Source organism: Microbacterium sufflavum (assembly GCF_023101165.1).
Taxonomy (GTDB): domain Bacteria; phylum Actinomycetota; class Actinomycetes; order Actinomycetales; family Microbacteriaceae; genus Microbacterium; species Microbacterium sufflavum.
Genome location: NZ_CP078076.1, coordinates 3,209,316 through 3,232,068, shown reverse-complemented (window position 1 = coordinate 3,232,068; position 22,753 = coordinate 3,209,316). Strand labels below are relative to the sequence as shown.

Below are 22,753 nucleotides of genomic sequence, written 5' to 3'. Positions count from 1 at the left end.
CTCGGAGCATGGCATCCGATTCCTTCGTCCACCTGCATGTGCACAGCGAATACTCGATGCTGGACGGCGCGGCGAAGATCAATGCCATGACGCAGGCGGCGGCCGACTACGGCATGCCGGCGATCGCCGTGACCGACCACGGCAACACGTTCGCGGCGTTCGAGTTCTACCGGGCGGCTCAGGCCGCGGGCATCAAGCCGATCGTCGGGCTGGAGGCGTACGTCACCCCCGGCACGCACCGCAGCGACAAGACCCGCGTGCAGTGGGGCTCGCCCGATCAGAAGAGCGACGACGTCTCGGGGTCCGGCGCGTACACCCACATGACGATGTGGAGTCAGAGCACCGAGGGGATGCACAACCTCTTCCGCCTCAGCTCGCTGTCGAGCATGGAGGGCTACTACTTCAAGCCCCGCATGGACCGTGAGCTGCTGCAGACCTACGGCAAGGGCCTCATCGCGACGACCGGGTGCCCCTCGGGCGAGGTGCAGACGCGTCTTCGTCTCGGGCAGTACGACGCGGCGCGGGCGGCGGCGGCGGAGTTCCAGGACATCTTCGGCAAGGAGAACTACTTCGCCGAGATCATGGATCACGGCCTGTCGATCGAGCGCCGGGTGATGACCGACCTGCTGCGGCTGGCCAAAGACCTGGGCATCCCGCTGGTGGCCACGAACGACTCCCACTACACGCACCAGCACGAGGCCGACGCGCACGAGGCGCTGTTGTGCGTGCAGTCGGGGTCAACGCTCGACGACCCGAACCGCTTCAAGTTCGACGGCGACGGGTACTACATCAAGACCGCGGCCGAGATGCGGCAGCTGTTCCGCGATCACCCGGAGGCGTGCGACAACACGCTGCTGATCGCCGAGCGCTGCGAGGTGGAGTTCAACACCTCCGCCAACTACATGCCCCGCTTCCCCGTGCCAGACGGCGAGACCGAAGACAGCTGGCTCATCAAGGAGGTCGAGAAGGGCCTCCACTACCGCTACCCGAGCGGTATCCCCGACCGGGTGCGCAAGCAGGCGGAGTACGAGACCGGCATCATCCTGCAGATGGGGTTCCCTGGCTACTTCCTCGTCGTCGCCGACTTCATCAACTGGGCCAAGGACAACGGCATCCGCGTCGGTCCCGGCCGAGGCTCCGGTGCCGGATCGATGGTGGCGTACGCGATGCGGATCACCGACCTCGACCCCCTGGAGCACGGTCTCATCTTCGAGCGCTTCCTCAACCCGGACCGCGTCTCGATGCCCGACTTCGACGTCGACTTCGACGACCGCCGCCGTGGCGAGGTCATCGAGTACGTGACGGAGAAGTACGGCTCCGAGCGCGTGGCGCAGATCGTGACCTACGGCACGATCAAGTCCAAGCAGGCGCTCAAGGATGCCGGCCGCGTGCTCGGGTTCCCGTTCAGCATGGGGGAGCGTCTGACCAAGGCCATGCCCCCCGCCGTCATGGGCAAGGACATGCCCCTCGACGGCATGTTCGACTCCGCGCACCCGCGCTACAAGGAGGCGAGCGAGTTCCGGGCGCTGATCGAGACCGACCCCGAGGCGAAGACGGTGTTCGATCGCGCGCTCGGGCTCGAGGGCCTCAAGCGCCAGTGGGGCGTGCACGCTGCCGGTGTGATCATGTCGTCGGAGCCGCTGCTCGACATCATCCCCATCATGCGCCGCGAGCAGGACGGGCAGATCGTCACGCAGTTCGACTACCCGTCGTGCGAGACGCTCGGCCTGATCAAGATGGACTTCCTGGGGTTGCGCAACCTCACGATCATCTCGGACGCGCTCGACAACATCCGCATGAACCGAGGCGAGGAGCTCGACCTCGAGCACCTCGGACTCGACGACCCTGCGGTGTACGAGCTCCTCGCGCGCGGCGACACGCTGGGCGTGTTCCAGCTCGACAGCCCTCCGCTGCGGTCGCTCATGCGCCTGATGAAGCCGGACAACTTCGGTGACATCTCGGCCCTCATCGCGCTGTACCGCCCGGGCCCGATGGGCGCGAACTCGCACACGAACTACGCGCTGCGCAAGAACGGCCAGCAGCAGATCACGCCGATCCACCCGGAGCTCGAGGAACCCCTGGCCGAGATCCTGGAGGAGTCCTACGGCCTCATCATCTACCAGGAGCAGGTGATGGCCATCGCGCAGAAGGTCGCCGGGTTCAGCCTCGGTCAGGCCGACATCCTCCGTCGCGCGATGGGCAAGAAGAAGAAGTCCGAGCTGGACAAGCAGTACGAGGGCTTCGCCGGCGGTATGAAGGAGCGCGGCTTCGGCGAGGGCGCGATCAAGGCGCTGTGGGACATCCTCCTGCCCTTCTCCGACTACGCGTTCAACAAAGCGCACTCCGCCGCGTACGGTCTCGTGTCCTACTGGACCGCGTACCTGAAGGCGCACTACCCGGCCGAGTACATGGCGGCGCTGCTGACGAGCGTCGGCGACTCGAAGGACAAGATGGCGCTGTACCTGAACGAGTGCCGCCGCATGGGTATCCGGGTGCTGCCGCCCGACGTCTCGGAGTCGATCAACTTCTTCGCCGCCGTCGGCGACGACATCCGCTTCGGTCTGGGAGCGGTGCGCAACGTGGGCACCAACGTCGTCGACGGGATCGTGCAGGCCAGGAAGGACGAGCGCTTCACGTCGTTCCACCACTTCCTCGACAAGGTCCCGCTGCATGTCGCCAACAAGCGCACCGTGGAGTCGCTCATCAAGGCGGGCGCGTTCGACTCGATGGGCGACACGAGGCGTGCGCTGCTGGAGGTGCACGAGGACGCCGTGGAGGCCGCGGTCGACCGGAAGCGCAACGAGGCTCAGGGCGCGATCGGGTTCGACTTCGACAGCCTGTACGACGGGCTGGAGGAGGTCGCGCCGGCCAAGGTCCCCGCCCGACCCGAGTGGATCAAGAAGGACAAGCTGGCGTTCGAGCGGGAGATGCTCGGGCTGTACGTGTCCGACCATCCGCTCGCGGGCCTCGAGGTGCCTTTGGCGAAGCACGCGTCGATCTCGATCCATGACCTCAACAACTCGGAGGACCTGCAGGACGGCGACCAGGTGACGGTCGCGGGCCTGGTCACGAGCGTGCAGCACCGGGTGGCGAAGGCCAGCGGAAACCCGTACGGCATGATCACGGTCGAGGACTTCAACGGCGAGGTCACCGTGATGTTCATGGGCAAGACGTACACGGAGTTCCAGCACACCCTCCAGCAGGACGCGATCCTGGCCGTGCGGGGGAGGGTGTCGCGCCGCGACGACGGCCTCAACCTGCATGCCCAGTCGGCCTTCGCACCCGATGTGGGCTCGTTCGACGCCGCAGGCCCGCTGTCGCTCGTGCTCGCGGAGCAGCGCGCCACCGAGCGCGTGATGCACGAGCTCGCCGAGGTGCTGCGACGGCACAACGGCGAGACCGAGGTGCTGCTTCGGGTGCACCGCGGCGGGACGGCGAAGGTGTTCGAGGTCCCGATGCCGGTGAAGGTGTCGGCCGACCTCTTCGGCGACCTCAAGTCACTGCTCGGCCCGACCTGTCTGGGGTGAACGGGTAGGATCGGGAGCCGTCGACAGCACCGCCACGGCCAGAGTGCGCCGGTGATGAAAGGACCACTATGAGCACGGAACTTCCCGAGCCGGATGCCGCCGACGCGGTGTTCAGCGACGAGGACGGCGTCCTCTACGACGACGAAGTGACCCCGGAGTACGGCATCCTCGGCTTCACACTGCGTGAGCTGTTGATCGTCGGCGTCTGGCTGGTGTCGTTCCTCGTCTCCTTCTTCCCCCTCAGCGGCGGCGTCTCGCTGTGGGGCATCGGCATCCAGTGGATCCTGCCGATCGGCGTCCCGACGGTGGCCGTGTTCCTGCTGGTGCTGCGCCGGTTCTCTCCCGACGGCATCCGCCGCGTGGGCTCGTTGGGCATCGATCAGTTCGCCTCCGTCGCCTTCGCCGTATCCGCGTGCGTGTGGGCGGGCAACCTCTGGCTGGCGGTGTCCGCCGCGATCGCCACGGGTCAGTGGGGTCTGCCGTGGAACGCGCTCGTGCAGGTCATCACGTCGGTGGCGCTGGTCGTCCTGACCGTTTTCGCACCGCTGATCCCGGGGCTGCGTGAAGACTTCCAGGGTCGGCTGGTGACTCTCGCGCACCGGAACGCGAATCCCGTCCGGCCGGTGATCGCCCGTCCGCGCCCGGAGTCGACGTCCGGGGAGACTCAGGACGAGGCGGCGGTGGGGTCGCCGGAGGAGTCCGACACGGACGCGGTCATCGACACCGGACCCCCCACCAGCCCGGACACCGCAACCGACGCCGTCACCGACGTGGTACCCGATGCGGGCGATGGCGATCGGCGTCACGACGACACCGACGCGTACCCGGCCGACTACTCGGACCGGATCCCGCTCACTGCGCACGCGTCGGGCGGAGGCACGGGGACGATACCCGTGGCCGAGGAGGAGGAGTACACGCCGAGCTACTCCCGGCGTTCCCGGGCCGAGCAGCCCGAGATCGTCTCCGACACCGGGAGCATCGAGTCGCTCCTCGGCACGACCGCTCGAGAGGAGACAGGAGCGGTCGATGTCCCCGACGATGCCACGGCCGTCAATCCGATCGTCGCGGACGAGCAGGACGACGACGTCGAGGCCACGATCCCCCGCCAGTACACGGAGGCGGCGCAACCGTTCTGGATCCTGGCGCCCACCGAGCGCGATGTGCACGACGAGCGCGGCGAGCCGATCTTCCGGGTGGGGCCGACCGCGTGGGCGCTGGTGATCGAGGATCGCGGAGGGGCCTACGTCGTTCGCCATGACGACGGCCGCATCGGATACCTCCACGACATCACCGACATCACGAAGGGCTGACATGCGCACGATCGATCTGCGGGGGCGCGAGCTCTCGCCCGCGGACATGCTCGCGGCCGTCCCCCGCGCCACGCAGGCGCGCGCGGAGGCGCTCGACACCGCGGCACGCCTCGTCGAGGAGGTGCGGGAGCGCGGTGAGGGTGCGCTGCGAGAGCAGGCGGAGCGGTTCGACCGGGTCGTCGGGCACGAGGTTCGCGTGCCTGAGGCGCACATGACGCAGGCCCTCGACTCGCTCGATCCGGCAGTGCGGGCGGCGCTCGACGAGGCGATCCAGCGCGTGCGCCTGGCCTCAGCCGCTCAGGTCCCGGCCTCGCAGGTCACGACCATCGGCGCGGGTGCCACGATCACTCAGCGGTGGCAGCCCGTGCACAGGGTCGGTGTCTACATCCCCGGCGGAAAGGCCGTCTACCCGTCGAGCGTCGTCATGAATGTCGTCCCCGCGCAGGTCGCCGGGGTGCAGCAGATCGCCCTGGCCTCGCCGCCGCAGGCGGATCAGGACGGTCGTGTCCACCCGACGATCCTGGCGGCCGCGGCTCTGCTCGGAGTGACCGAGGTGTACGCCATGGGAGGTGCGGGAGCGATCGGTGCCTTCGCGCACGGTGTCCCCGGTCTCGGCCTCGATCCCGTCGATGTGGTGTCGGGCCCCGGCAACAACTACGTCGCCTCGGCCAAGCGGGCCGTGGCGGGTGTCGTCGGAACGGACTCCGAGGCTGGAGCGACCGAGATCCTCGTGGTCGCGGATTCCACCGCCGATCCGCGTCTCGTCGCCGCCGACCTGGTCAGCCAGGCCGAGCACGACGAGCAGGCGTCGGCCGTGCTCGTCACCGATGCGGAGGGACTCGCGGACCGGGTCGTCGCCGAGGTCGAGCGGCTCACCGCGGCGACGCGCCACAGCGCACGTGTCGCTGCCGCGTTGGCTGGTCCGCAGTCCGCGGTCGTCCTGGTCGACGACCGCGCGATGGCGGTGGCGTTCAGCAACGCGTACGCGCCGGAGCACCTGGAACTGCACCTGTCCGACGCCGAGCAGGCAGCGGCGGCGTTCACCAGCGCCGGCGCGGTGTTCGTGGGCGACCACACCCCGGTGAGCCTCGGCGACTACATGGCGGGGAGCAACCACGTGCTGCCGACCGGCGGCCAGGCGCGCTATGCACCGGGCCTCGGCGCCTATACCTTCCTCCGTCCGCAGCAGGTCGTCTCCTACGATCGCGCCGCCCTGGCCGCGGTTCGCGAGGGGGTCGTCGCCCTGGCGAACAGCGAAGCGCTGCCCGCGCACGGTGAGGCGATCGAGGCGCGGTTCACCGCGTAGGATCGGTCAGATGCACTGCCCCTTCTGCCGTCACCCCGACTCCAGGGTCATCGATTCCCGCACCAGCGACGACGGACTCTCGATCCGCCGTCGCCGACAGTGTCCGGAGTGCGGAGGACGGTTCTCGACGACGGAGACGGCCAGCCTGAACGTGATCAAGCGCTCGGGCGTGATGGAGCCGTTCAGCCGGGAGAAAGTGATCTCCGGCGTGCGAAAGGCCTGTCAGGGGCGTCCGGTGACGGAGGCCGACCTGGCGATCCTCGCGCAGCGCGTTGAAGAGGCGGTGCGTCAGACCGGGGTGTCCCAGCTCGATACCAACGAGATCGGCCTGGCAATCCTGGGTCCGCTGCGTGAGCTCGATGAGGTCGCGTTCCTTCGATTCGCGAGCGTCTATCAGGCGTTCGACTCTCTGGAGGACTTCGAGGCGGCCATCGGCGATCTCCGCGCCGACCACGCGAAGGCGGAGGCGGGCGACCGGTAATCTGGCAGGGATGTATCCCCTCCTCTTCCGCGCCGTCCTGTCGCGCTTCGATCCCGAGTTCGCCCACCACGCCGGCATGGCCGTCATCCGTGCCGTCGGTGTCCCGCCGCTGTCCTGGGCGACCCGCGCGATGACCAGGCCGGATCCGTCACTGCGTGTGGAGGCGCTGGGTCTCACGTTCCCGTCGCCGTTCGGTATCGCCGCGGGCTTCGACAAGAACGCGGTCGGCGTACGAGGTCTCGCCGCGCTCGGCTTCGGACACGTCGAGGTGGGCACGATCACGGCGATCCCGCAGGACGGGAATCCGAAGCCGCGGCTCTTCCGCCTGATCGCCGACCGTGCCGTGATCAACCGGATGGGCTTCAACAACAGGGGAGCGGACGCCGCGGCCCGTCGTCTGGCCCGGCTCCGGCGGGGCGCGCCGGACACGGTCATCGGGGTCAACATCGGCAAGAGCCGCGTGGTCGATGTCGAGGACGCGACCGCCGACTACGTCGCGTCAGCCACCCGGCTCGCGCCTCTCGCCGACTACCTCGCGGTGAACGTCTCCTCTCCGAACACTCCCGGCCTTCGCGGGCTTCAGGCGGTGGAGACGCTGGCGCCACTGCTGCGCGCCGTCCGCGACGCTTCGGGCTCGACCCCGCTGCTGGTCAAGATCGCGCCCGACCTCGCCGACGATGAGATCACCGCGATCGCGCAGCTCGCCGTTTCGGAGGGACTCGCGGGGATCATTGCCCACAACACCACGATCAGCAGGGACGGGCTCGTCACCGATGCCGCGACGGTCGAGGCTGCGGGTGCCGGCGGGCTCTCCGGTGCTCCCCTCAAGCGGCGCTCTCTCGAGGTGTTGAGGGTCGTCCGTTCCGCGGTGCCCGAGGACTTCTGCGTGATCGCGGTCGGCGGAGTGGAGACAGCCGCCGACGTGCAGGAGCGTCTGGACGCTGGAGCGACCCTGGTGCAGGGGTATACGGCGTTCCTCTACCGCGGCCCGTTCTGGGGTCGCGAGATCAACCGCGGGCTGGTCAGTCGGGGTACTGCCCGCGCTTGACCTGCGGCTTCGGCAGGCGCATGAACCGCATCTGCAGTGCGCGCATGCCGGCGTACCATCCGAGGCCCTTCTCGACGCGGTCGGCGCCGAACTTCGCGGCCGCCTTGCGCTTGACCCGAAGGCCGAGCAGGATCATGCCGCCGATCGCGATGACGAGGTACGCCATCATGAACAGGTACGCGTAGAACGAGATCATGAGGTTCGTCGGCAGGAGTGACGCCAGGATCACCAGCACCATGACGCCCATGACGAACTCCGCCGGGTGCCAGCCCGCGTCGACGTAGTCGCGCACCCAGCGCCGCTGCGGGCCCTTGTCGCGCACCGGGAGGTACTTCTCCTCACCGGCGGCCATCCCCGCCTGGGCGCGTGCGCGCCGCTCGTTCAGCTCGGCCCGGGCGGCCGCCTTCGCCTCCTTGGTGTTGGCCACCAGCGGCCGACGTCGCGCGGCCTCCTGCTCGGCGCGGGTCGGCGTGGCGCGCCCCTTGCCGACGGCGGGCGTCTGCGGGGCGTCGTCGTTCGTCGAAGGGGAGACGGGGGTAGTGGCCACGGGTTTCCTCGGTTCGCTGAAGATGGTCACCTTAAGATTACTCGCATGACCTCACCTGCACTTCCCAGCGAGTCCGACGCCGCCGTCCTCGAGGCCGTGGCCACCGGCATCCCGTCCGCGCTGTCCGATCTGGGGCACCTGGTCCGCATCCCCGGCATGGCCTGGCCCGCGTTCGATCAGACGCAGCTGGAGCGCAGTGCGGACGCCGTCGCGACGCTGGCCAGGGACACGGGGGTGTTCGACGAGGTGCGTGTGCTGCGTGCCGCGATCCCGGGCACCGATGAGCACGGGCAGCCCGCGGTGCTCGCGACCCGCGCTGCTCGCAACGGCAAGCCGACGATCCTCCTCTACGCCCACCACGATGTGCAGCCCCCCGGCGACGACGCCCTCTGGGAGACCCCGCCGTTCGAGCCGACGGTGCGCGACGGCCGCCTCTACGGACGCGGGGCCGCCGACGACAAGGCGGGGATCATGGCCCACATCGGTGCGATCCGCGCGGTGTCGTCGGTTCTCGGTGACGACCTCGACCTCGGGATCGCGATGTTCATCGAGGGGGAGGAGGAGTACGGCTCCCGCTCGTTCGCCCAGTTCCTCGCCGACAACAAAGACGCCCTCCGCGCCGACGCCATCGTCGTGGCCGACTCCGGCAACTGGGATTCGGTGACGCCCGGGCTCACCGTGTCGCTCCGGGGGAACGCCCGGTTCACGATGAAGGTCCGCACGCTCGACCACGCGTCCCACTCGGGGATGTTCGGTGGCGCGGTGCCCGACGCGATGATGGCCACCGTCCGGCTGCTCTCGACGCTCTGGAACGCCGACGGATCGGTCGCCGTCGAGGGTATGACGAGCCGCGAGGCGGAGACGCCGGAGTACGCGGAGGCGACCCTGCGCGACGAAGCGGGTCTCCTTCCCGGCACGATGCCGATCGGCGACGGGACGATTCTGAGCCGCATCTGGAACAAGCCGTCGGTGACCGTCATCGGCATCGACGCGACGAGCGTTTCGGCCGCGTCGAACACGCTGCTGCCGGAGGTCACCGTCGTGATCAGCGCGCGGGTGGCACCCGGGCAGACGGGGCAGGAGGCATATGACGCTCTGGAGCGGCATCTGCGTGCCCACGCCCCGTTCGGTGCCGAACTGTCGTTCTCCGACGTCGACCTGGGCAACCCGTTCCTCGTCGACACCAGCGGCTGGGCGGTCTCGCTCACCCGCGACGCGATGCGCGACGGCTACGGCGTGGCGCCGGTCGACCTGGGAGTCGGCGGGTCCATCCCGTTCATCGCCGACCTCGTCCGCGAGTTCCCCGACGCGCAGATCCTCGTGACGGGAGTGGAAGACCCGCATTCCCGCGCGCACAGCCCGAACGAGTCGCTGCACCTGGACACCTTCCGTCATGCGGTCGCGACCGAGGCCCTGCTGCTGGCACGGATGAACGCCGTCGAGCTCTGAGCCCGTCGCGGGAAGCGGCGGTAGAATCGTCACAGAAGCCGTGTATCGCGGCCCGTCCCAAGGAGTGACATGACCGACACCACCCTGTCCGCAGAGACCACCCGCGCACACGGCGTCAGCCTGACGGACGCCGCGGCCACCAAGGTCAAGAACCTTCTGGAGCAGGAGGGCCGTGACGACCTGCGTCTGCGCGTGGCCGTTCAGCCCGGCGGGTGCTCCGGCCTGATCTACCAGCTCTACTTCGACGAGCGCTTCCTCGAGGGCGACGAGACGGTCGACTTCGACGGCGTCGAGGTCATCGTCGACAACATGAGCGTCCCGTACCTCGACGGCGCGTCGATCGACTTCAAGGACACGATCTCCGAGCAGGGCTTCACGATCGACAACCCGAACGCCGCGGGAAGCTGCGCCTGTGGAGACAGCTTCCACTGATCTGCGGATTTCCGGACCACGGCCGTCGTCACCTCGCGTGACGGCGGCCGTTTCGCGTGCGGAACCTGCGTGGATGGCATGAATCGGGTGTGAGGTTGCTCTAGACTTGAACGTGCCCTGTCCGCAATCTGAAAGGTGCATCGTGCCCTCGAAACGCCGCCTTCGTTGGGCCGCACTCCCTGTGGGAGTCGTGGCAGCTGTGGCTCTGGCGGGATGTACTCCCACCGAGCTGAACGGCTTTCTTCCGGGCTTCGTGGAGGGTGGCCCGGCAGCGACCAACCAGACGGAGCGCGTGTCGTCGCTCTGGGTGAACTCCTGGATCGTTCTTCTCGCCGTCGGCGTCATCACCTGGAGCCTCATGGCGTGGGCCGCGATCGCGTACCGCCGGCGCAAGGGGCAGACCGGTCTCCCGGTGCAGATGCGCTACAACATGCCGATCGAGATCTTCTACACGATCGTGCCGCTCATCCTCGTGCTGGGCATGTTCTTCTTCACGGCGCGCGACCAGACCGAGATCGAGACCAAGTGGGACAACCCCGACGTCGAGATCACCGCGATCGCCAAGCAGTGGGCGTGGGACTTCCAGTACAACGGCGACACCGAAGACGACACGGTCTGGACGATGGGCATCCAGGCCCAGCCCGATGCCGAGGGCAACATCGACAAGGCCGAGCTCCCGACGCTGGTGCTCCCCGTCGACAAGAAGGTCACGATCAACCTTCAGTCTCGCGATGTGATCCACTCCTTCTGGATCATCGACTTCCTGTACAAGAAGGACATGTTCATCGGCAAGGACAACTCCTGGTCCTTCATCCCGACGCGCGAGGGCGAGTACGCCGGCAAGTGCGCCGAGCTCTGCGGTGAGTACCACTCGATGATGCTGTTCAACGTGAAGGTCGTCTCCCAGGAGGAGTACGACGCCTACCTCGAGTCGCTCGAGGAGAAGGGCAACACGGGCGACATCACCGACGCGTACGACCGTCTCTCGAACCTCCCCGGCACCTCCGGGAAGACCGACACCGAGGAAGGAGAGGAGTAAGTCATGTCGACCACTGAAGCTCCTCGCACCGACGAGGCACCCCGCTCCCGTCCCACCACTCTGCCCGCACGTCAGGCGGCTCTCATGAGCTCCTCGCGTGTGGAGCAGAAGGGCAACATCGTCGTCAAGTGGATCACCTCCACCGACCACAAGACCATCGGGTACATGTACCTGATCGCGTCTGTGCTGTTCTTCCTCCTCGGCGGCGTGATGGCCCTGGTCATCCGCGCCGAGCTCTTCGCGCCGGGCATGCAGATCATCCCGACGAAGGAGCAGTACAACCAGCTGTTCACGATGCACGGCACGATCATGCTGCTGATGTTCGCGACGCCGCTGTTCGCCGGTTTCGCCAACGCGATCCTGCCGCTGCAGATCGGTGCGCCCGACGTCGCCTTCCCGCGTCTCAACGCCTTCGCGTTCTGGCTGTTCCTCTTCGGGTCGACGATCGCCGTCGCCGGCTTCCTCACCCCGCAGGGTGCCGCCTCCTTCGGCTGGTTCGCCTATCAGCCGCTGGCCAACGCCTCGTTCTCGCCGGGTGCCGGTGGAAACCTCTGGATGCTCGGTCTGGGCATCTCCGGCTTCGGAACGATTCTCGGTGCGGTGAACTTCATCACCACGATCATCACGATGCGTGCCCCGGGTATGACCATGTGGCGCATGCCGATCTTCTCGTGGAACACGCTGATCACCAGCCTGCTCATCCTGATGGCGTTCCCGGTGCTCGCGGCCGCGATCTTCGCCGCCGCCGCCGACCGCGTCCTCGGCGCTCACGTCTACGACCCGGCCAACGGCGGCGTGCTCCTGTGGCAGCACCTGTTCTGGTTCTTCGGCCACCCCGAGGTCTACATCATCGCGCTGCCGTTCTTCGGTATCGTCTCGGAGATCTTCCCGGTCTTCAGCCGGAAGCCGATCTTCGGCTACAAGACGCTGGTGTACGCGACGATCGCGATCGCCGCGCTATCGGTCGCGGTGTGGGCGCACCACATGTACGTCACCGGTTCTGTGCTGCTGCCGTTCTTCGCGCTGATGACGATGCTCATCGCCGTCCCGACCGGCGTGAAGATCTTCAACTGGATCGGCACGCTCTGGCGAGGGTCGGTCACGTTCGAGACGCCGATGGTCTTCGCGCTCGGCTTCCTGGTGTCGTTCGTCTTCGGTGGTCTGACCGGTGTCATCCTCGCGGCCCCGCCGCTGGACTTCCACCTCAGCGACTCGTACTTCGTGGTGGCGCACTTCCACTACGTGGTGTTCGGCACGGTCGTGTTCGCGATGTTCGCGGGCTTCTACTTCTGGTGGCCTAAGTGGACGGGACGCATGCTCAACGAGCGTCTGGGCTACGTGCACTTCTGGATGCTGTTCGTCGGCTTCCACATGACCTTCCTGATCCAGCACTGGCTGGGTGTGGACGGCATGGTGCGTCGCTACGCGGACTACTCGGCGGCCGATGGCTGGACCTGGCAGAACCAGGTCTCCACGATCGGCGCGATCATCCTCGGCGCCTCGATGCTGCCGTTCTTCCTGAACGTCTGGATCACCGCGCGCAAGGCGCCCAAGGTGACGGTGAACGACCCGTGGGGTTACGGCGCCTCGCTCGAGTGGGCGACCTCGTGCCCGCCGCCGCGGCACAACTTCACGTCGATCCCGCGTATCCGCAGCGAGCGTCCCGCGTTCGACCTGAACCACCCGGAGGCGGCCGAGTTCGCGACCACCGCACCCGGCGAGCGAGAGGGCCACTGAGTCATGCGCGATAACGTCATCATCTGGTGGGTCCTGACCGCGTTCTTCGCCCTTGTGGGCGTCGTCTACACGGGCTGGAACATCCTCGCCCACCCCGGCCTGCCGCTCGTGAATCAGATCGAGTGGGTCGGCACCGTGGCGCTGTTCTTCTCCGCCTTCATGGGAGCGATGGTCGCGTTCTACCTCGACCGCACCCACAAGGCGCAGAACGGTGAGCTGCCGGAAGACATCCTGACCTCCGACATCGACGACGGTGACCCCGAGCTCGGAGAGTTCAGCCCGTGGTCGTGGTGGCCGCTCGTGCTCGCCGCTTCGGCCGGTGTGTTCGTTGTCGGGCTCGCGGTGGGGCACTTCCTCCTGCCGATCGGTCTCGCGATCTTCGTGGTCGCGATCGTCGGCTGGGTCTACGAGTACTACCGCGGGAACTTCGCCCGCTGAGCGCTGTACCTGCGAAAGGCCCCCCGGATCGTTCCGGGGGGCCTTTCCCGTGTGTGTGAGTGCGGCGTTCAGGCGCGCGTGCGGATCCGTGGAATCCCGGTGAGGGGATCGACGGGGCGGTGGTGCACGCCATCGGCATCTTCGACCGGGTATCCCTCTCGCACCCAGTACTCGAATCCGCCGATCATCTCGCGGACCCGATACCCGAGGCTGGCGAACTCGGCCGCGCCCCGCGTACCGCCGTTGCAGCCGGGGCTCCAGCAGTACACGACGACCTCGGCGTCGGGGGAGATCTCCTGCGGCGCCCGGGCGGCGATCTCACTGTGGTGCATGTGAACCGCGCCCGTCACGCGCCCCTGGGTCCACGCCTCCGAGGACCGGACATCGATCACGACGAGCTGTTCGCCCGCGGTGCGCGCGGCGTGCACGTCGGCGGGATCCGTTTCATAGGCGAGCTTGGCGGCGAAGTAGTCGGAGCGCGAGATCATGTCTCCACGCTAGTTCCCGCTCTGGCCGCGTGGCGCAGTGAGACGGACGTCGGTCGTGCGGATTCTGCCGTTGGCCCCCGCTGTCAGTGGCCCCCGCCGTCAGTGGCGCCGCGTCATCTGCACGCGTGTCCCGTATGCGTCCAGCCCGAGGGCGTGCTCGATGCTCACGAGGGACTCGAGGAACGGCGTATCGGGAGTGCTCACGGCGAACCCGCACGTGGCGTAGAACGGGGCGTTCCAGGGAACCTCGGCGTAGGTGCGCAGGGTGATGCGCTGATTCCTCCGTCGAACGCTCTCGTCCAGCGCGGCATGCACCAGCTGCCGACCGATACCCCGGCGACCATGATCAGGGTGGACCGACAGTTGCTCAAGGTGCCCGTCTCCGTCGATCTGCAGGACGTGGGCGAAGCCGACGACGGTGAGCGCAGAGCGGGCAGTCTGCGCGGCACGGCGCGAATCGACCGCCTCGGCGACCAGGACGTAGCCGTCATGCGCGGCGCGCTCGGCCGCCGTTGCCGGGGGCGGCCAGTCCTGCGCGCGGAAGCGTTCGACCAGGAGACGATCGGCCGCGAGCTCGATCTCCTCCAGAGCAGCGATGTCCTGCGGCTCCGCCGGCCGGATACGCACGCGTGTCATAGCGACGCCGCCGAGCCGATGACCGCGGGGGTGCTCCGTGTCGTTTCGTCCTGGGCCGCGTGCCCCATGTCCAGCGTGATCGGGAACATGTCGGTCGTGGCCGATGCAGGGGTCGATGGGTTCGGCATGGACCGCGTGCGAGACGCGAACCAGGGGTGCACGTCACGGGTTCCATGTCCAACGATGTGGATGTCGGTACGGGCTTCGGCGATGGGCTCAGCAGCGCCGGCGTGAGTGCCGTCAGGGGGAGCGGCGGGGGCAAGGGGCCCGGCGGCGGCGGGGGGACCGGCGAGGGGTCCAGGAGCGACGACGTGAGTGCCGTCAGGGGGAGCGGCGGGGGCAAGGGGCCCGGCGGCGGCGGGGGGACCGGCGAGGGGTCCAGGAGCGACGACGTGAGTGCTGCCGGTGGGAGCTGCGGCTGTAGAGGCGGCGGTGACGGGTCCTCCGGCGTCGTTGAGATCGTCGAGGAATTGGGATCCAGCAGCGCCGTGGGGACCGGCGAGGGGGCCAGCAGCGGCGTGGGGACCGGCGGCAGAATCAGCGGCGAGATGGAGCGCGCGTCGGGGCGAAAGCGCGCGCGAGCGAGCTGACCGAGCACTGGATGACATGAAGTGATCCTCTCATCGGTGAGACGACGAAGGCCCCGTCCGACGGGACGGGGCCTTCAGCGGGGGAGTGGCGACTACTCGTCGTCCTCCGACTTCTTCTTGCGCGGACGCTTCACGGGCTCGGTCGAGATCACCGTGCTGGGCGTGTTGGGCGTCTCGTCGACGTGCGTCTCATCGACGGTCAGCGGAGCGTCGGGGAAGCCGGCGCGCTCGTGAGCGCCCTGGATCTCCGCGGCCTCGGCCGCCTCGTTGTCCGCCGTGACGTGGTGCTGGTGTGCATCGGCGGCGTCAACCTCGGCCTGCGTGAGCGGAGCCAGACGGTCCTCGAAGAACCAGCGCGACATCGCCGAACGGAGGTTCTCCGTCCACGGGATGCGGCCCTTGGCGTTCGGGCGCACCACGAGGGGCTCGTAGCCGTCGATGTCGATGAGCTTCCAGCGGTCGTACTTGTCGACCGGCTGGTGCACCTCGATGTACTCGCCACCGGGGAGGCGGACGATGCGGCCCGACTCGAAGCCGTGCAGCACGATCTCGCGGTCCTTCTTCTGCAGCGCGATGCAGATGCGCTTGGTGACGAAGTAGCCGATGATCGGGCCGAGGAACAGCAGCACCTGGAGCGTGTGGATCACGCCCTCCATCGTGAGCATGAAGTGCGTCGCGATGAGGTCGGACGATGCCGCCGCCCACAGCACGGCGTAGAAGATGACGCCCGCGACACCGATCGCCGTGCGCGTGGCTGCGTTGCGGGGACGCTGGGCGATGTGGTGCTCGCGCTTGTCGCCCGTGACCCACGCCTCGATGAACGGGTAGATCGCCACGATCACGATGAACAGCCCGAGCACTGCGACCGGAGCCAGGATGCCGAACGACCACGTGTGGTTCAGGAACACGATGTCCCAGTTCGACGGGGCGAGGCGCAGCGCGCCGTCCGCGAACCCGATGTACCAGTCGGGCTGCGTACCCGCCGAGACGGGGGACGGGTCGTACGGGCCGTAGTTCCAGATCGGGTTGATCTGGAAGAACGTCGCGATCAGCACGATGGTGCCGAAGACGATGAACAGGTAGCCGCCCATCTTGGACATGTACACCGGCATCATCGGGTAGCCCACGACGTTGTCGTTCGAGCGGCCGGGGCCGGCGAACTGCGTGTGCTTGTTGATGACCATGAGCATCAGGTGCAGGACGATGAAGGCGATCACCAGCATCGGGAGCAGCAGGATGTGCAGGGTGTAGAGACGGCCGACGATGTCGGTGCCGGGGAACTCGCCGCCGAAGAGGAGGAACGAGGTCCAGGTGCCGATCAGGGGCAGGCCCTTGATCATGCCGTCGATGATGCGCAGGCCGTTGCCCGAGAGCAGGTCGTCGGGGAGCGAGTAGCCGGTGAAGCCCTCGGCCATCGCCAGGATGAACAGCAGGAAGCCGATCACCCAGTTCAGCTCGCGCGGCTTGCGGAACGCGCCGGTGAAGAACACCCGCAGCATGTGCACGCCGATACCCGCGATGAAGACCAGCGCGGCCCAGTGGTGGATCTGGCGGACCAGGAGCCCACCGCGCAGGTCGAACGAGATGTGCAGCGTCGACTCGAGAGCCGAGGACATCGCGATTCCGCGCATGGGAGCGTATGCGCCCGTGTAGTGCGTCTCGACCATCGAGGCCTGGAAGAAGAACGTCAGGAAGGTTCCGGAGAGGAACACGACGACGAAGCTCCACAGGGCGATCTCACCGAGCATGAACGACCAGTGGTCGGGGAAGATCTTGCGACCGAGCTCCTTGACGAAGCCGGAGAGGCTGGTGCGCTCATCGATGTAGTTCGATGCGGCGCCGACGAAGCGGCCGCCGAGAGGCGCCTTGGTGTCCTTCTCGTCCTTGGACAGCGTTGCAGTGCTCAATGGCGCTCCCAGAAGCTCGGGCCGACGGGTTCGGTGAAGTCGCTGCGTGCGATGAGGTAGCCCTCGTCATCCACGGTGATGGGCAGCTGCGGAAGCGGACGGGCGGCCGGTCCGAAGATGACCTTCGCGTGGTCGGTGACGTCGAACTGCGACTGGTGGCACGGGCACAGCAGGTGGTGCGTCTGCTGCTCGTACAGAGCCACCGGGCAGCCGACGTGGGTGCAGACCTTGGAGTAGGCCACGATGCCGTCGTACGACCAGTCCTTGCGGTCTTCGGCCTCGATCAGCTGCTCGGGCCGCAGGCGCATCATCAGCACGATGGCCTTGGCCTTCTCCTCGAGGTAGCCCTCGTCGTGGCCGAGTTCGGCGAGGTCCTCGGGGATGACGTGGAAGGCAGAGCCGAGCGTGACGTCGGCGGCGCGGATCGGCGTACCGTCGGGGTCGCGCACCAGGCGCATCCCCTTGTCCCACATCGTGTGCTTCAGCAGCGCCACCGGGTCGCCCTTGGTCGGGTCGTCCGGCGTGGAATGCGGTGCGAGACCGCGGAACAGCGTGACTCCGGGGATGATCGACGCCACGATCGCCGCGAACAGCGAGTTGCGGATCATGGTGCGGCGGCCGAATCCGGACTCCTCGTTGGCGTCGGCGAACGCCTTGATGGCGGCCTCGCGCGTCGAGTCCTTGCCCCGCGTGGGGTGGCGCAGCTCGACGTGCTCCTTGTCGGACATGAGCGCCTTCGACCAGTGGATCGCGCCGATGCCGAGGGCGAGCAGCGCGAGAGCGATGCCCAGACCGATGAAGAGGTTGTTCTGCCGGATGTCGATGAGCGCGCCGCTCTCGATCGGGAACAGCATGTAGGCGGCGACCGCCCAGATGCTGCCGGCGAGCGACAGGTAGAACAGCGTGTAGACGGTACGGACCGCAGCCTTCTCAGCGCGCGGGTCCTTATCGGTCATCCGCTCGCGGTGCGGCGGCAGCCCGGGGTTCTGCACGGGATCGCTGACTGCGACACCCAGCCCCGGAGAGGGCTGGTAGGCCCTGTCAAGAGCCTGCGAGTCGTCGTCGTGTGCCATGGTGCTCCTCGTACGTTCCTCTTCGATGAATATGCGTCAGTTGGACTTCGCCGTGATCCACACGGTGATGGCGACCAGAGCGCCGATACCGAAGATCCACACGAACAGGCCCTCGGAAACCGGGCCGAGCGACCCCAGCGAGAAGCCACCGATCTGCACCGACTGCTGCTGGAAGAGCAGGGCCGAGATGATGTCGCGCTTGTCCTCGTCGGACAGGTTCATGTCGCCGAAGACCGGCATGTTCTGCGGGCCGGTGACCATGGCGGCATAGATGTGCAGCGCGCTGGTCTCGGTGATCGCGGGGGCGTACTTGCCCTCGGTCAGAGCACCACCGGCGGCCGCGACGTTGTGGCACATCGCGCAGTTGACGCGGAAGAGCTCGGCACCGTGCGCGACGTCTCCCTCGCCGTCCAGGATGCGGTCGGACGGGAACGTCGGACCGGGGGCCTCGGACTGCACGTAGGCCGACATCGCGAGGATCTGCTCCTCGGTGAACTGCGGCTCCTTCTGCGGTGCCTGCGGGCCCTGCATCTGCAGCGGCATGCGGCCGGTCGACACCTGGAACTCCACAGCCAGCTCGCCGACGCCGTAGAGGCTCGGTCCGTTGGGGGTGCCCTGCAGGTCGAGGCCGTGACAGGTGGCGCAGTTCGCCTGGAACAGCTTCTCGCCGTCTTCCACCGTCAACTGCGTCGCCGCGCTAGGGGCGTCGTTGGCCGCGAAGGCGGCGGACGCTCCTGCGTACACGGCGCCCGTGATCATCAGTCCAGCTCCGATGAGCGCGGCCGCCGCCAGTGGGCTGCGACGACCGCTCGAACGGCGCTTCTTCTCTCGTGCCATCTCGGGGATCAGCTCCGCTCTTATTTCAGGAAGTAGATAACGAAGAACAGCACGATCCAGACGACGTCGACGAAGTGCCAGTAGTAAGACACCACGATCGAGGACGTCGCCTCCTTGTGCCGGAAGTTCTTGACGGCGTACGCGCGGCCGATGACGAGGAGGAACGCGACGAGACCGCCGGTGACGTGCAGGGCGTGGAAGCCGGTCGTCAGGTAGAAGGCCGAGGCGTACGAGTCGGCCTGGATGGGCATGCCCTCCGCGACCAGCTGCGCGTACTCCCAGACCTGGCCGGAGACGAAGATCGCGCCGAGGGCGAAGGTGAGGAAGAACCACTCGACCATGCCCCAACCGAACAGACGACGGCGACCGGCGCCGTTCTTCTGGCCCTTCGCGATGCGGTAGGGCTGGAGGTCCTCGGCTGCGAACACGCCCATCTGGCACGTGAACGACGAGAGCACGAGGATCGCCGTGTTGACGGCCGCGAACGGCACGTTCAGAAGCTCGGTACGGTCGGCCCAGAGCTCGGGTGAAGTGCTGCGGAGCGTGAAGTAGATCGCGAAGAGTCCCGCGAAGAACATCACCTCGCTGCCGAGCCACACAATGGTGCCGACAGCTACCGGGTTGGGCCGCTTGATCGTTCTCGCCGCCGGGGCATACGTCGCTGAGGTCGTCACCCCTCCATTATGGCCGATCCGCGGACGTGATTCTTGCACCCACGGCCGTCGAATCCCTCGACGGCGACTTAGGGGACCCTAAGAGATCACTGCGAATCATCGGTGAATCCGCGGGAAACGGCGGTCGCGGTCCCTCTGCGCGGAAGCGCGGATCGATCTGCACGTTTTCTCCGCGCCGATAGGATCGCACACATGGCTGAATCCCTGACCTGGTCCGATGTGCTCACCACCCTTCTGGAGCGTCGGGACCTCAGCGTCTGGGAATCGACGTGGGCGATGCGCCAGATCATGTCGGGCTCGGTCACCGAGGCGCAGCTCGCCGGGTTCCTCGTTGCGCTCAGGGCCAAGGGCGAGACCATCGACGAGATCGTCGGATTCCGTGATGCGATCCTCGAGGCTGCCGTCCCGCTACCGGTGTCGCCGGACGTGCTCGACATCGTCGGGACGGGAGGCGACCGGGTCGGAACGGTCAACGTGTCGACGACCGCGGCCATCATCATCGGCGCCACGGGCGTCCCTGTCGTCAAGCACGGCAATCGCGCTGCCAGCTCGGCATCCGGCTCCTCCGACGTGCTCGGCGCGCTCGGCCTGGAGCTCTCGCTGGACCCCGCTGCCGTGGCCTCGATCCTCGACCGGACCGGGATCACCTTCGCGTGGGCCGGGGCGTTCCATCCCGGTTTCAAGCACGCGGGAGCCGTGCGCGCGCAGCTCGGCGTTCCGACCGTGTTCAACATGCTCGGCCCGCTCTGCAACCCCGCACGAGCCGAAGCGAACGCGGTGGGGGTGGCGCAGATGGAGCGGGTGCCGCTCATCACCGGCGTCTTCCGCACCCGCGGCGCCACCGCCCTCGTATTCCGCGGAGACGACGGGCTGGACGAGCTCACCACGACCGGTCACAGTCGCATCTGGGAGGTGACCAGAGGCGACATCCACGAGCACGACCTGGATCCGCGCGACCTCGGCATCCCGCTCGCCGACCTCGCCGACCTGATCGGCGGCTCGCCCGAGCACAACGCGGACGTGCTGCGACGCACGCTCGCGGGTGAGACCGGGCCCGTGCGTGACATCGTGCTGCTCAACGCCGCGGCCGGGATCGTCGCGTTCGAGCTCTCGCAGGACGCCACGCAGGTGCAGCGGCCGATCCTGGAGCGTCTGCGTGAGGGATACGCTCGCGCGTCCGCGGCGGTCGACGACGGGCGGGCCCTCGCGAAGCTCGACGCGTGGATCGGTGCGAGCCGCGAACTGGCCGCCGTCGAGGAGTGACCATGGAGCCCGTCGACGCCCTCCTCGAGATCGCCTCGCTGCTCGAGCGCGAGCGGGCATCGCGGTATCGGGCGAAGGCGTTCCGGCAGGCAGCCGCCACGTTCGAGGATCTCCCCGAGGACGTGCGGAACGACCCCACCCGGCTTCGCGCCGCACGGGGGATCGGGGAGTCGACGTTCGCGGTGATCCGCCAGGCCCAGGAGGGCCGCATCCCCGAGTACCTCGTAGAGCTGCGCGGCGAGGTCGAACCCGAGCGGGTCTCGGAGCTGCGGGGCCGACTGCGAGGCGACCTGCATGCCCACACCGACTGGTCGGACGGCACCACATCCATCGAGGTGATGGCCGCCGCCGCTCGAGCCCAGGGGCACGAGTATCAGGCGATCACCGATCACTCGCCGCGTCTGCGGGTGGCGCGTGGCCTCTCCGCCGAACGGCTGCGGGAGCAGATGCCGCTCGTGCGGGCGCAGTCCGGCGACGGTTTCACGCTGCTCGCGGGCATCGAGGTGGACATCCTCGAAGACGGGTCTCTCGACCAGGACGACGATCTCCTCCGGGAACTCGACATCGTGGTCGCCTCCGTGCACTCGAAGCTGCGCATGGACGCCAGGCCCATGACCGCGCGCATGATCGCCGCCGTCTCGCATCCACGCGTCAATGTGCTCGGCCACTGCACCGGCCGGCTCGTGCAGGGCGACCGGGGGACGCGCCCGCCGTCGGCCTTTGACGCTGCGGCGGTTTTCGCCGCCTGTGCCGAGAACGGCGTGGCCGTGGAGATCAACTCGCGACCGGAGCGACAGGATCCACCCGACGAGTTGATCGCGATCGCTTTGGAAGCCGGGTGTCTCTTCTCGATCGACTCCGACGCCCACGCGCCGGGACAGCTCTCGCTGCTGGACTACGGTGCCGAACGCGCCGAGCGTGCGGGAGTGCCCGCGTCGCGCATCGTCACCACCTGGGGTCTGTCCCGCCTGCTCGCCTGGGCGGAGTGACGCTCACTCCTCGGTCGCTGCGCGTGCGGCCTCCGTCACCGCGGTGACCGCCCGCGTCATCGAGCCGCCGAGGTTCCACCTCTCCGCCAGTGCCGTCGCCGTCGTGACCTCGCTCTCCGACAGGGCACGGAGGGGGACGTCCGGTGTGGCGATCGGGAGATCCGTCGCCACGGCCACGACGGTCGGTGCGACATCGAGGTAGGCCGTCGCTGCGAGGATCTTGGCGCGCACCCCTGCGCTCATGCCCTCACCCGCCTCCGCCGCCTCCCGGATCCCCACCAGGTCGCCGTGCACCCCCAGCAGCGTGGCCGCCGTCTTCTCGCCCACCCCGGCGACGCCGGGGAGGCCGTCGGACGCATCTCCTCGCATCGTGGCGAAGTCGGCATACTGCGACGGGAGCACCCCGTACTTGGCGACGACGGTGGCGTCGGTGACCACCTCGAGGTTGCTCATGCCGCGCGCCGTATAGATGACCCGGACGTCGGCGGCGTCGTCGACGAGCTGGAAGAGGTCGCGATCGCCCGTCACGATGTCGACCGGCATGGATGCGTGCGTCGCCAGGGTGCCGATCACGTCGTCGGCCTCGTGCTCGGCCACACCGACGATCGGGATCCCGATGGCGGCGAGGGTCTCGCGGATGAGTGGGATCTGCGCCTCCAGGGGATCGGGCACCTCCTCGACGTCCGGCGCACCGGCCACGACCTCCACCACGCGGTGCGTCTTGTAGCTCGGGATCAGGTCGACGCGCCACTGCGGCCGCCAGTCGTCGTCCCAGCAGGCGACCACGTGCGTCGGCTGATACAGGGTGATGAGCTTCGCGACGATGTCGAGCAGTCCGCGCGCGGCGTTGATGGGGGAGCCGTCGGGGGCGGTCACCTTGTCGGGCACGCCGTAGAAGGCGCGGAAGTACAGACTGGCGGTGTCGAGCAGCATGAGGCGTTCGGCGCGGGGCATGGCTTCAGGGTAGAGCGTGCGTGCGCAC

Annotated in this window: 20 protein-coding genes; 12 read left to right on the top strand and 8 right to left on the bottom strand. The window is 67.9% G+C overall.

Features of this window, described 5'->3' with window-relative positions; genetic code table 11:
* The first annotated feature begins 8 nt into the window (after nucleotides 1-8).
* The 5 genes from dnaE to KV394_RS15680 all read left to right on the top strand — a co-directional run bounded on the left by dnaE (nucleotide 9) and on the right by KV394_RS15680 (nucleotide 7,672).
* On the top strand, nucleotides 9-3,527 hold the full coding sequence (gene dnaE / locus KV394_RS15700; protein WP_136031345.1) for a DNA polymerase III subunit alpha: 3,519 nt from the start codon (nucleotides 9-11) through the stop codon (nucleotides 3,525-3,527).
* 68 nt (nucleotides 3,528-3,595) lie between these two features.
* Nucleotides 3,596-4,837, top strand: a complete 1,242-nt coding sequence (locus tag KV394_RS15695) for a DUF2637 domain-containing protein (protein ID WP_247981855.1) — start codon at nucleotides 3,596-3,598, stop codon at nucleotides 4,835-4,837.
* 1 nt (nucleotide 4,838) lies between these two features.
* Nucleotides 4,839-6,143, top strand: coding sequence for a histidinol dehydrogenase (gene hisD / locus KV394_RS15690; protein WP_136031349.1), 1,305 nt, complete (start codon nucleotides 4,839-4,841; stop codon nucleotides 6,141-6,143).
* Nucleotides 6,144-6,153: 10 nt separating this feature from the next.
* Nucleotides 6,154-6,624, top strand: a complete 471-nt coding sequence (nrdR, locus tag KV394_RS15685; protein ID WP_136037296.1) for a transcriptional regulator NrdR — start codon at nucleotides 6,154-6,156, stop codon at nucleotides 6,622-6,624.
* A gap of 10 nt (nucleotides 6,625-6,634) precedes the next feature.
* Complete coding sequence (locus KV394_RS15680) at nucleotides 6,635-7,672, top strand: quinone-dependent dihydroorotate dehydrogenase (protein WP_247981854.1); 1,038 nt, start codon at nucleotides 6,635-6,637, stop codon at nucleotides 7,670-7,672.
* On the opposite strand, the gene KV394_RS15675 is transcribed toward KV394_RS15680, so the two are convergent.
* Complete coding sequence (locus KV394_RS15675) at nucleotides 7,647-8,219, bottom strand: DUF3043 domain-containing protein (protein ID WP_136031354.1); 573 nt, start codon at nucleotides 8,217-8,219, stop codon at nucleotides 7,647-7,649. The two genes, KV394_RS15680 and KV394_RS15675, sit on opposite strands and share 26 nt — an antisense overlap.
* Nucleotides 8,220-8,264: 45 nt before the next feature.
* Between KV394_RS15675 and KV394_RS15670 the strand changes: the two genes are divergently transcribed.
* The 5 genes from KV394_RS15670 to KV394_RS15650 all read left to right on the top strand — a co-directional run bounded on the left by KV394_RS15670 (nucleotide 8,265) and on the right by KV394_RS15650 (nucleotide 13,314).
* Nucleotides 8,265-9,668, top strand: a complete 1,404-nt coding sequence (locus KV394_RS15670) for a dipeptidase (protein WP_247981853.1) — start codon at nucleotides 8,265-8,267, stop codon at nucleotides 9,666-9,668.
* 69 nt (nucleotides 9,669-9,737) lie between these two features.
* Nucleotides 9,738-10,100: an iron-sulfur cluster insertion protein ErpA gene (erpA, locus tag KV394_RS15665; RefSeq protein WP_136031358.1), complete on the top strand. Its 363-nt coding sequence runs from the start codon at nucleotides 9,738-9,740 to the stop codon at nucleotides 10,098-10,100.
* Between the two features lie 142 nt (nucleotides 10,101-10,242).
* Nucleotides 10,243-11,139 carry an aa3-type cytochrome oxidase subunit II gene (gene ctaC / locus KV394_RS15660; protein WP_136031360.1) on the top strand — a complete coding sequence of 299 codons (897 nt, stop codon included), beginning with the start codon at nucleotides 10,243-10,245 and terminating at the stop codon, nucleotides 11,137-11,139.
* 3 nt (nucleotides 11,140-11,142) lie between these two features.
* A complete protein-coding gene (gene ctaD / locus KV394_RS15655) occupies nucleotides 11,143-12,876 on the top strand; it encodes an aa3-type cytochrome oxidase subunit I (protein ID WP_205812734.1) in 1,734 nt (577 codons plus the stop codon).
* 3 nt (nucleotides 12,877-12,879) lie between these two features.
* Nucleotides 12,880-13,314: a cytochrome c oxidase subunit 4 gene (locus tag KV394_RS15650; RefSeq protein ID WP_025105064.1), complete on the top strand. Its 435-nt coding sequence runs from the start codon at nucleotides 12,880-12,882 to the stop codon at nucleotides 13,312-13,314.
* 68 nt (nucleotides 13,315-13,382) lie between these two features.
* Here KV394_RS15650 and KV394_RS15645 read toward each other — a convergent pair whose 3' ends face one another.
* From KV394_RS15645 to ctaE, 6 genes are all read right to left on the bottom strand, one after another.
* Nucleotides 13,383-13,802 (bottom strand): rhodanese-like domain-containing protein, encoded by a 420-nt coding sequence (locus tag KV394_RS15645; protein WP_136045373.1) that lies wholly within the window; start codon nucleotides 13,800-13,802, stop codon nucleotides 13,383-13,385.
* A gap of 99 nt (nucleotides 13,803-13,901) precedes the next feature.
* Complete coding sequence (locus KV394_RS15640) at nucleotides 13,902-14,438, bottom strand: GNAT family N-acetyltransferase (protein ID WP_247981852.1); 537 nt, start codon at nucleotides 14,436-14,438, stop codon at nucleotides 13,902-13,904.
* Between the two features lie 682 nt (nucleotides 14,439-15,120).
* Nucleotides 15,121-16,935, bottom strand: a complete 1,815-nt coding sequence (gene qcrB / locus KV394_RS15635; RefSeq protein WP_136045370.1) for a cytochrome bc1 complex cytochrome b subunit — start codon at nucleotides 16,933-16,935, stop codon at nucleotides 15,121-15,123.
* Nucleotides 16,932-18,008 (bottom strand): cytochrome bc1 complex Rieske iron-sulfur subunit, encoded by a 1,077-nt coding sequence (qcrA, locus tag KV394_RS15630; protein WP_136028787.1) that lies wholly within the window; start codon nucleotides 18,006-18,008, stop codon nucleotides 16,932-16,934. The genes qcrB and qcrA overlap by 4 nt, the downstream gene beginning before the upstream one ends.
* Nucleotides 18,009-18,044: 36 nt before the next feature.
* Nucleotides 18,045-18,845 carry a cytochrome bc1 complex diheme cytochrome c subunit gene (gene qcrC, locus KV394_RS15625; RefSeq protein WP_136028788.1) on the bottom strand — a complete coding sequence of 267 codons (801 nt, stop codon included), beginning with the start codon at nucleotides 18,843-18,845 and terminating at the stop codon, nucleotides 18,045-18,047.
* A 20-nt stretch (nucleotides 18,846-18,865) separates the two neighbouring features.
* Entirely contained in the window at nucleotides 18,866-19,519 is a 654-nt protein-coding gene (gene ctaE, locus KV394_RS15620; protein ID WP_136028789.1) for an aa3-type cytochrome oxidase subunit III, read from the bottom strand.
* 192 nt (nucleotides 19,520-19,711) lie between these two features.
* Here ctaE and trpD point away from each other — a divergent pair, with 192 nt between their 5' ends.
* A complete protein-coding gene (gene trpD / locus KV394_RS15615) occupies nucleotides 19,712-20,782 on the top strand; it encodes an anthranilate phosphoribosyltransferase (RefSeq protein WP_136028790.1) in 1,071 nt (356 codons plus the stop codon).
* A 2-nt stretch (nucleotides 20,783-20,784) separates the two neighbouring features.
* A complete protein-coding gene (locus tag KV394_RS15610) occupies nucleotides 20,785-21,771 on the top strand; it encodes a PHP domain-containing protein (protein WP_205814370.1) in 987 nt (328 codons plus the stop codon).
* A 3-nt stretch (nucleotides 21,772-21,774) separates the two neighbouring features.
* Here the strand turns inward: KV394_RS15610 and KV394_RS15605 are convergent, their stop codons facing one another.
* Nucleotides 21,775-22,725, bottom strand: a complete 951-nt coding sequence (locus tag KV394_RS15605; protein WP_136036541.1) for a 5'-3' exonuclease — start codon at nucleotides 22,723-22,725, stop codon at nucleotides 21,775-21,777.
* Nucleotides 22,726-22,753: the final 28 nt, after the last annotated feature.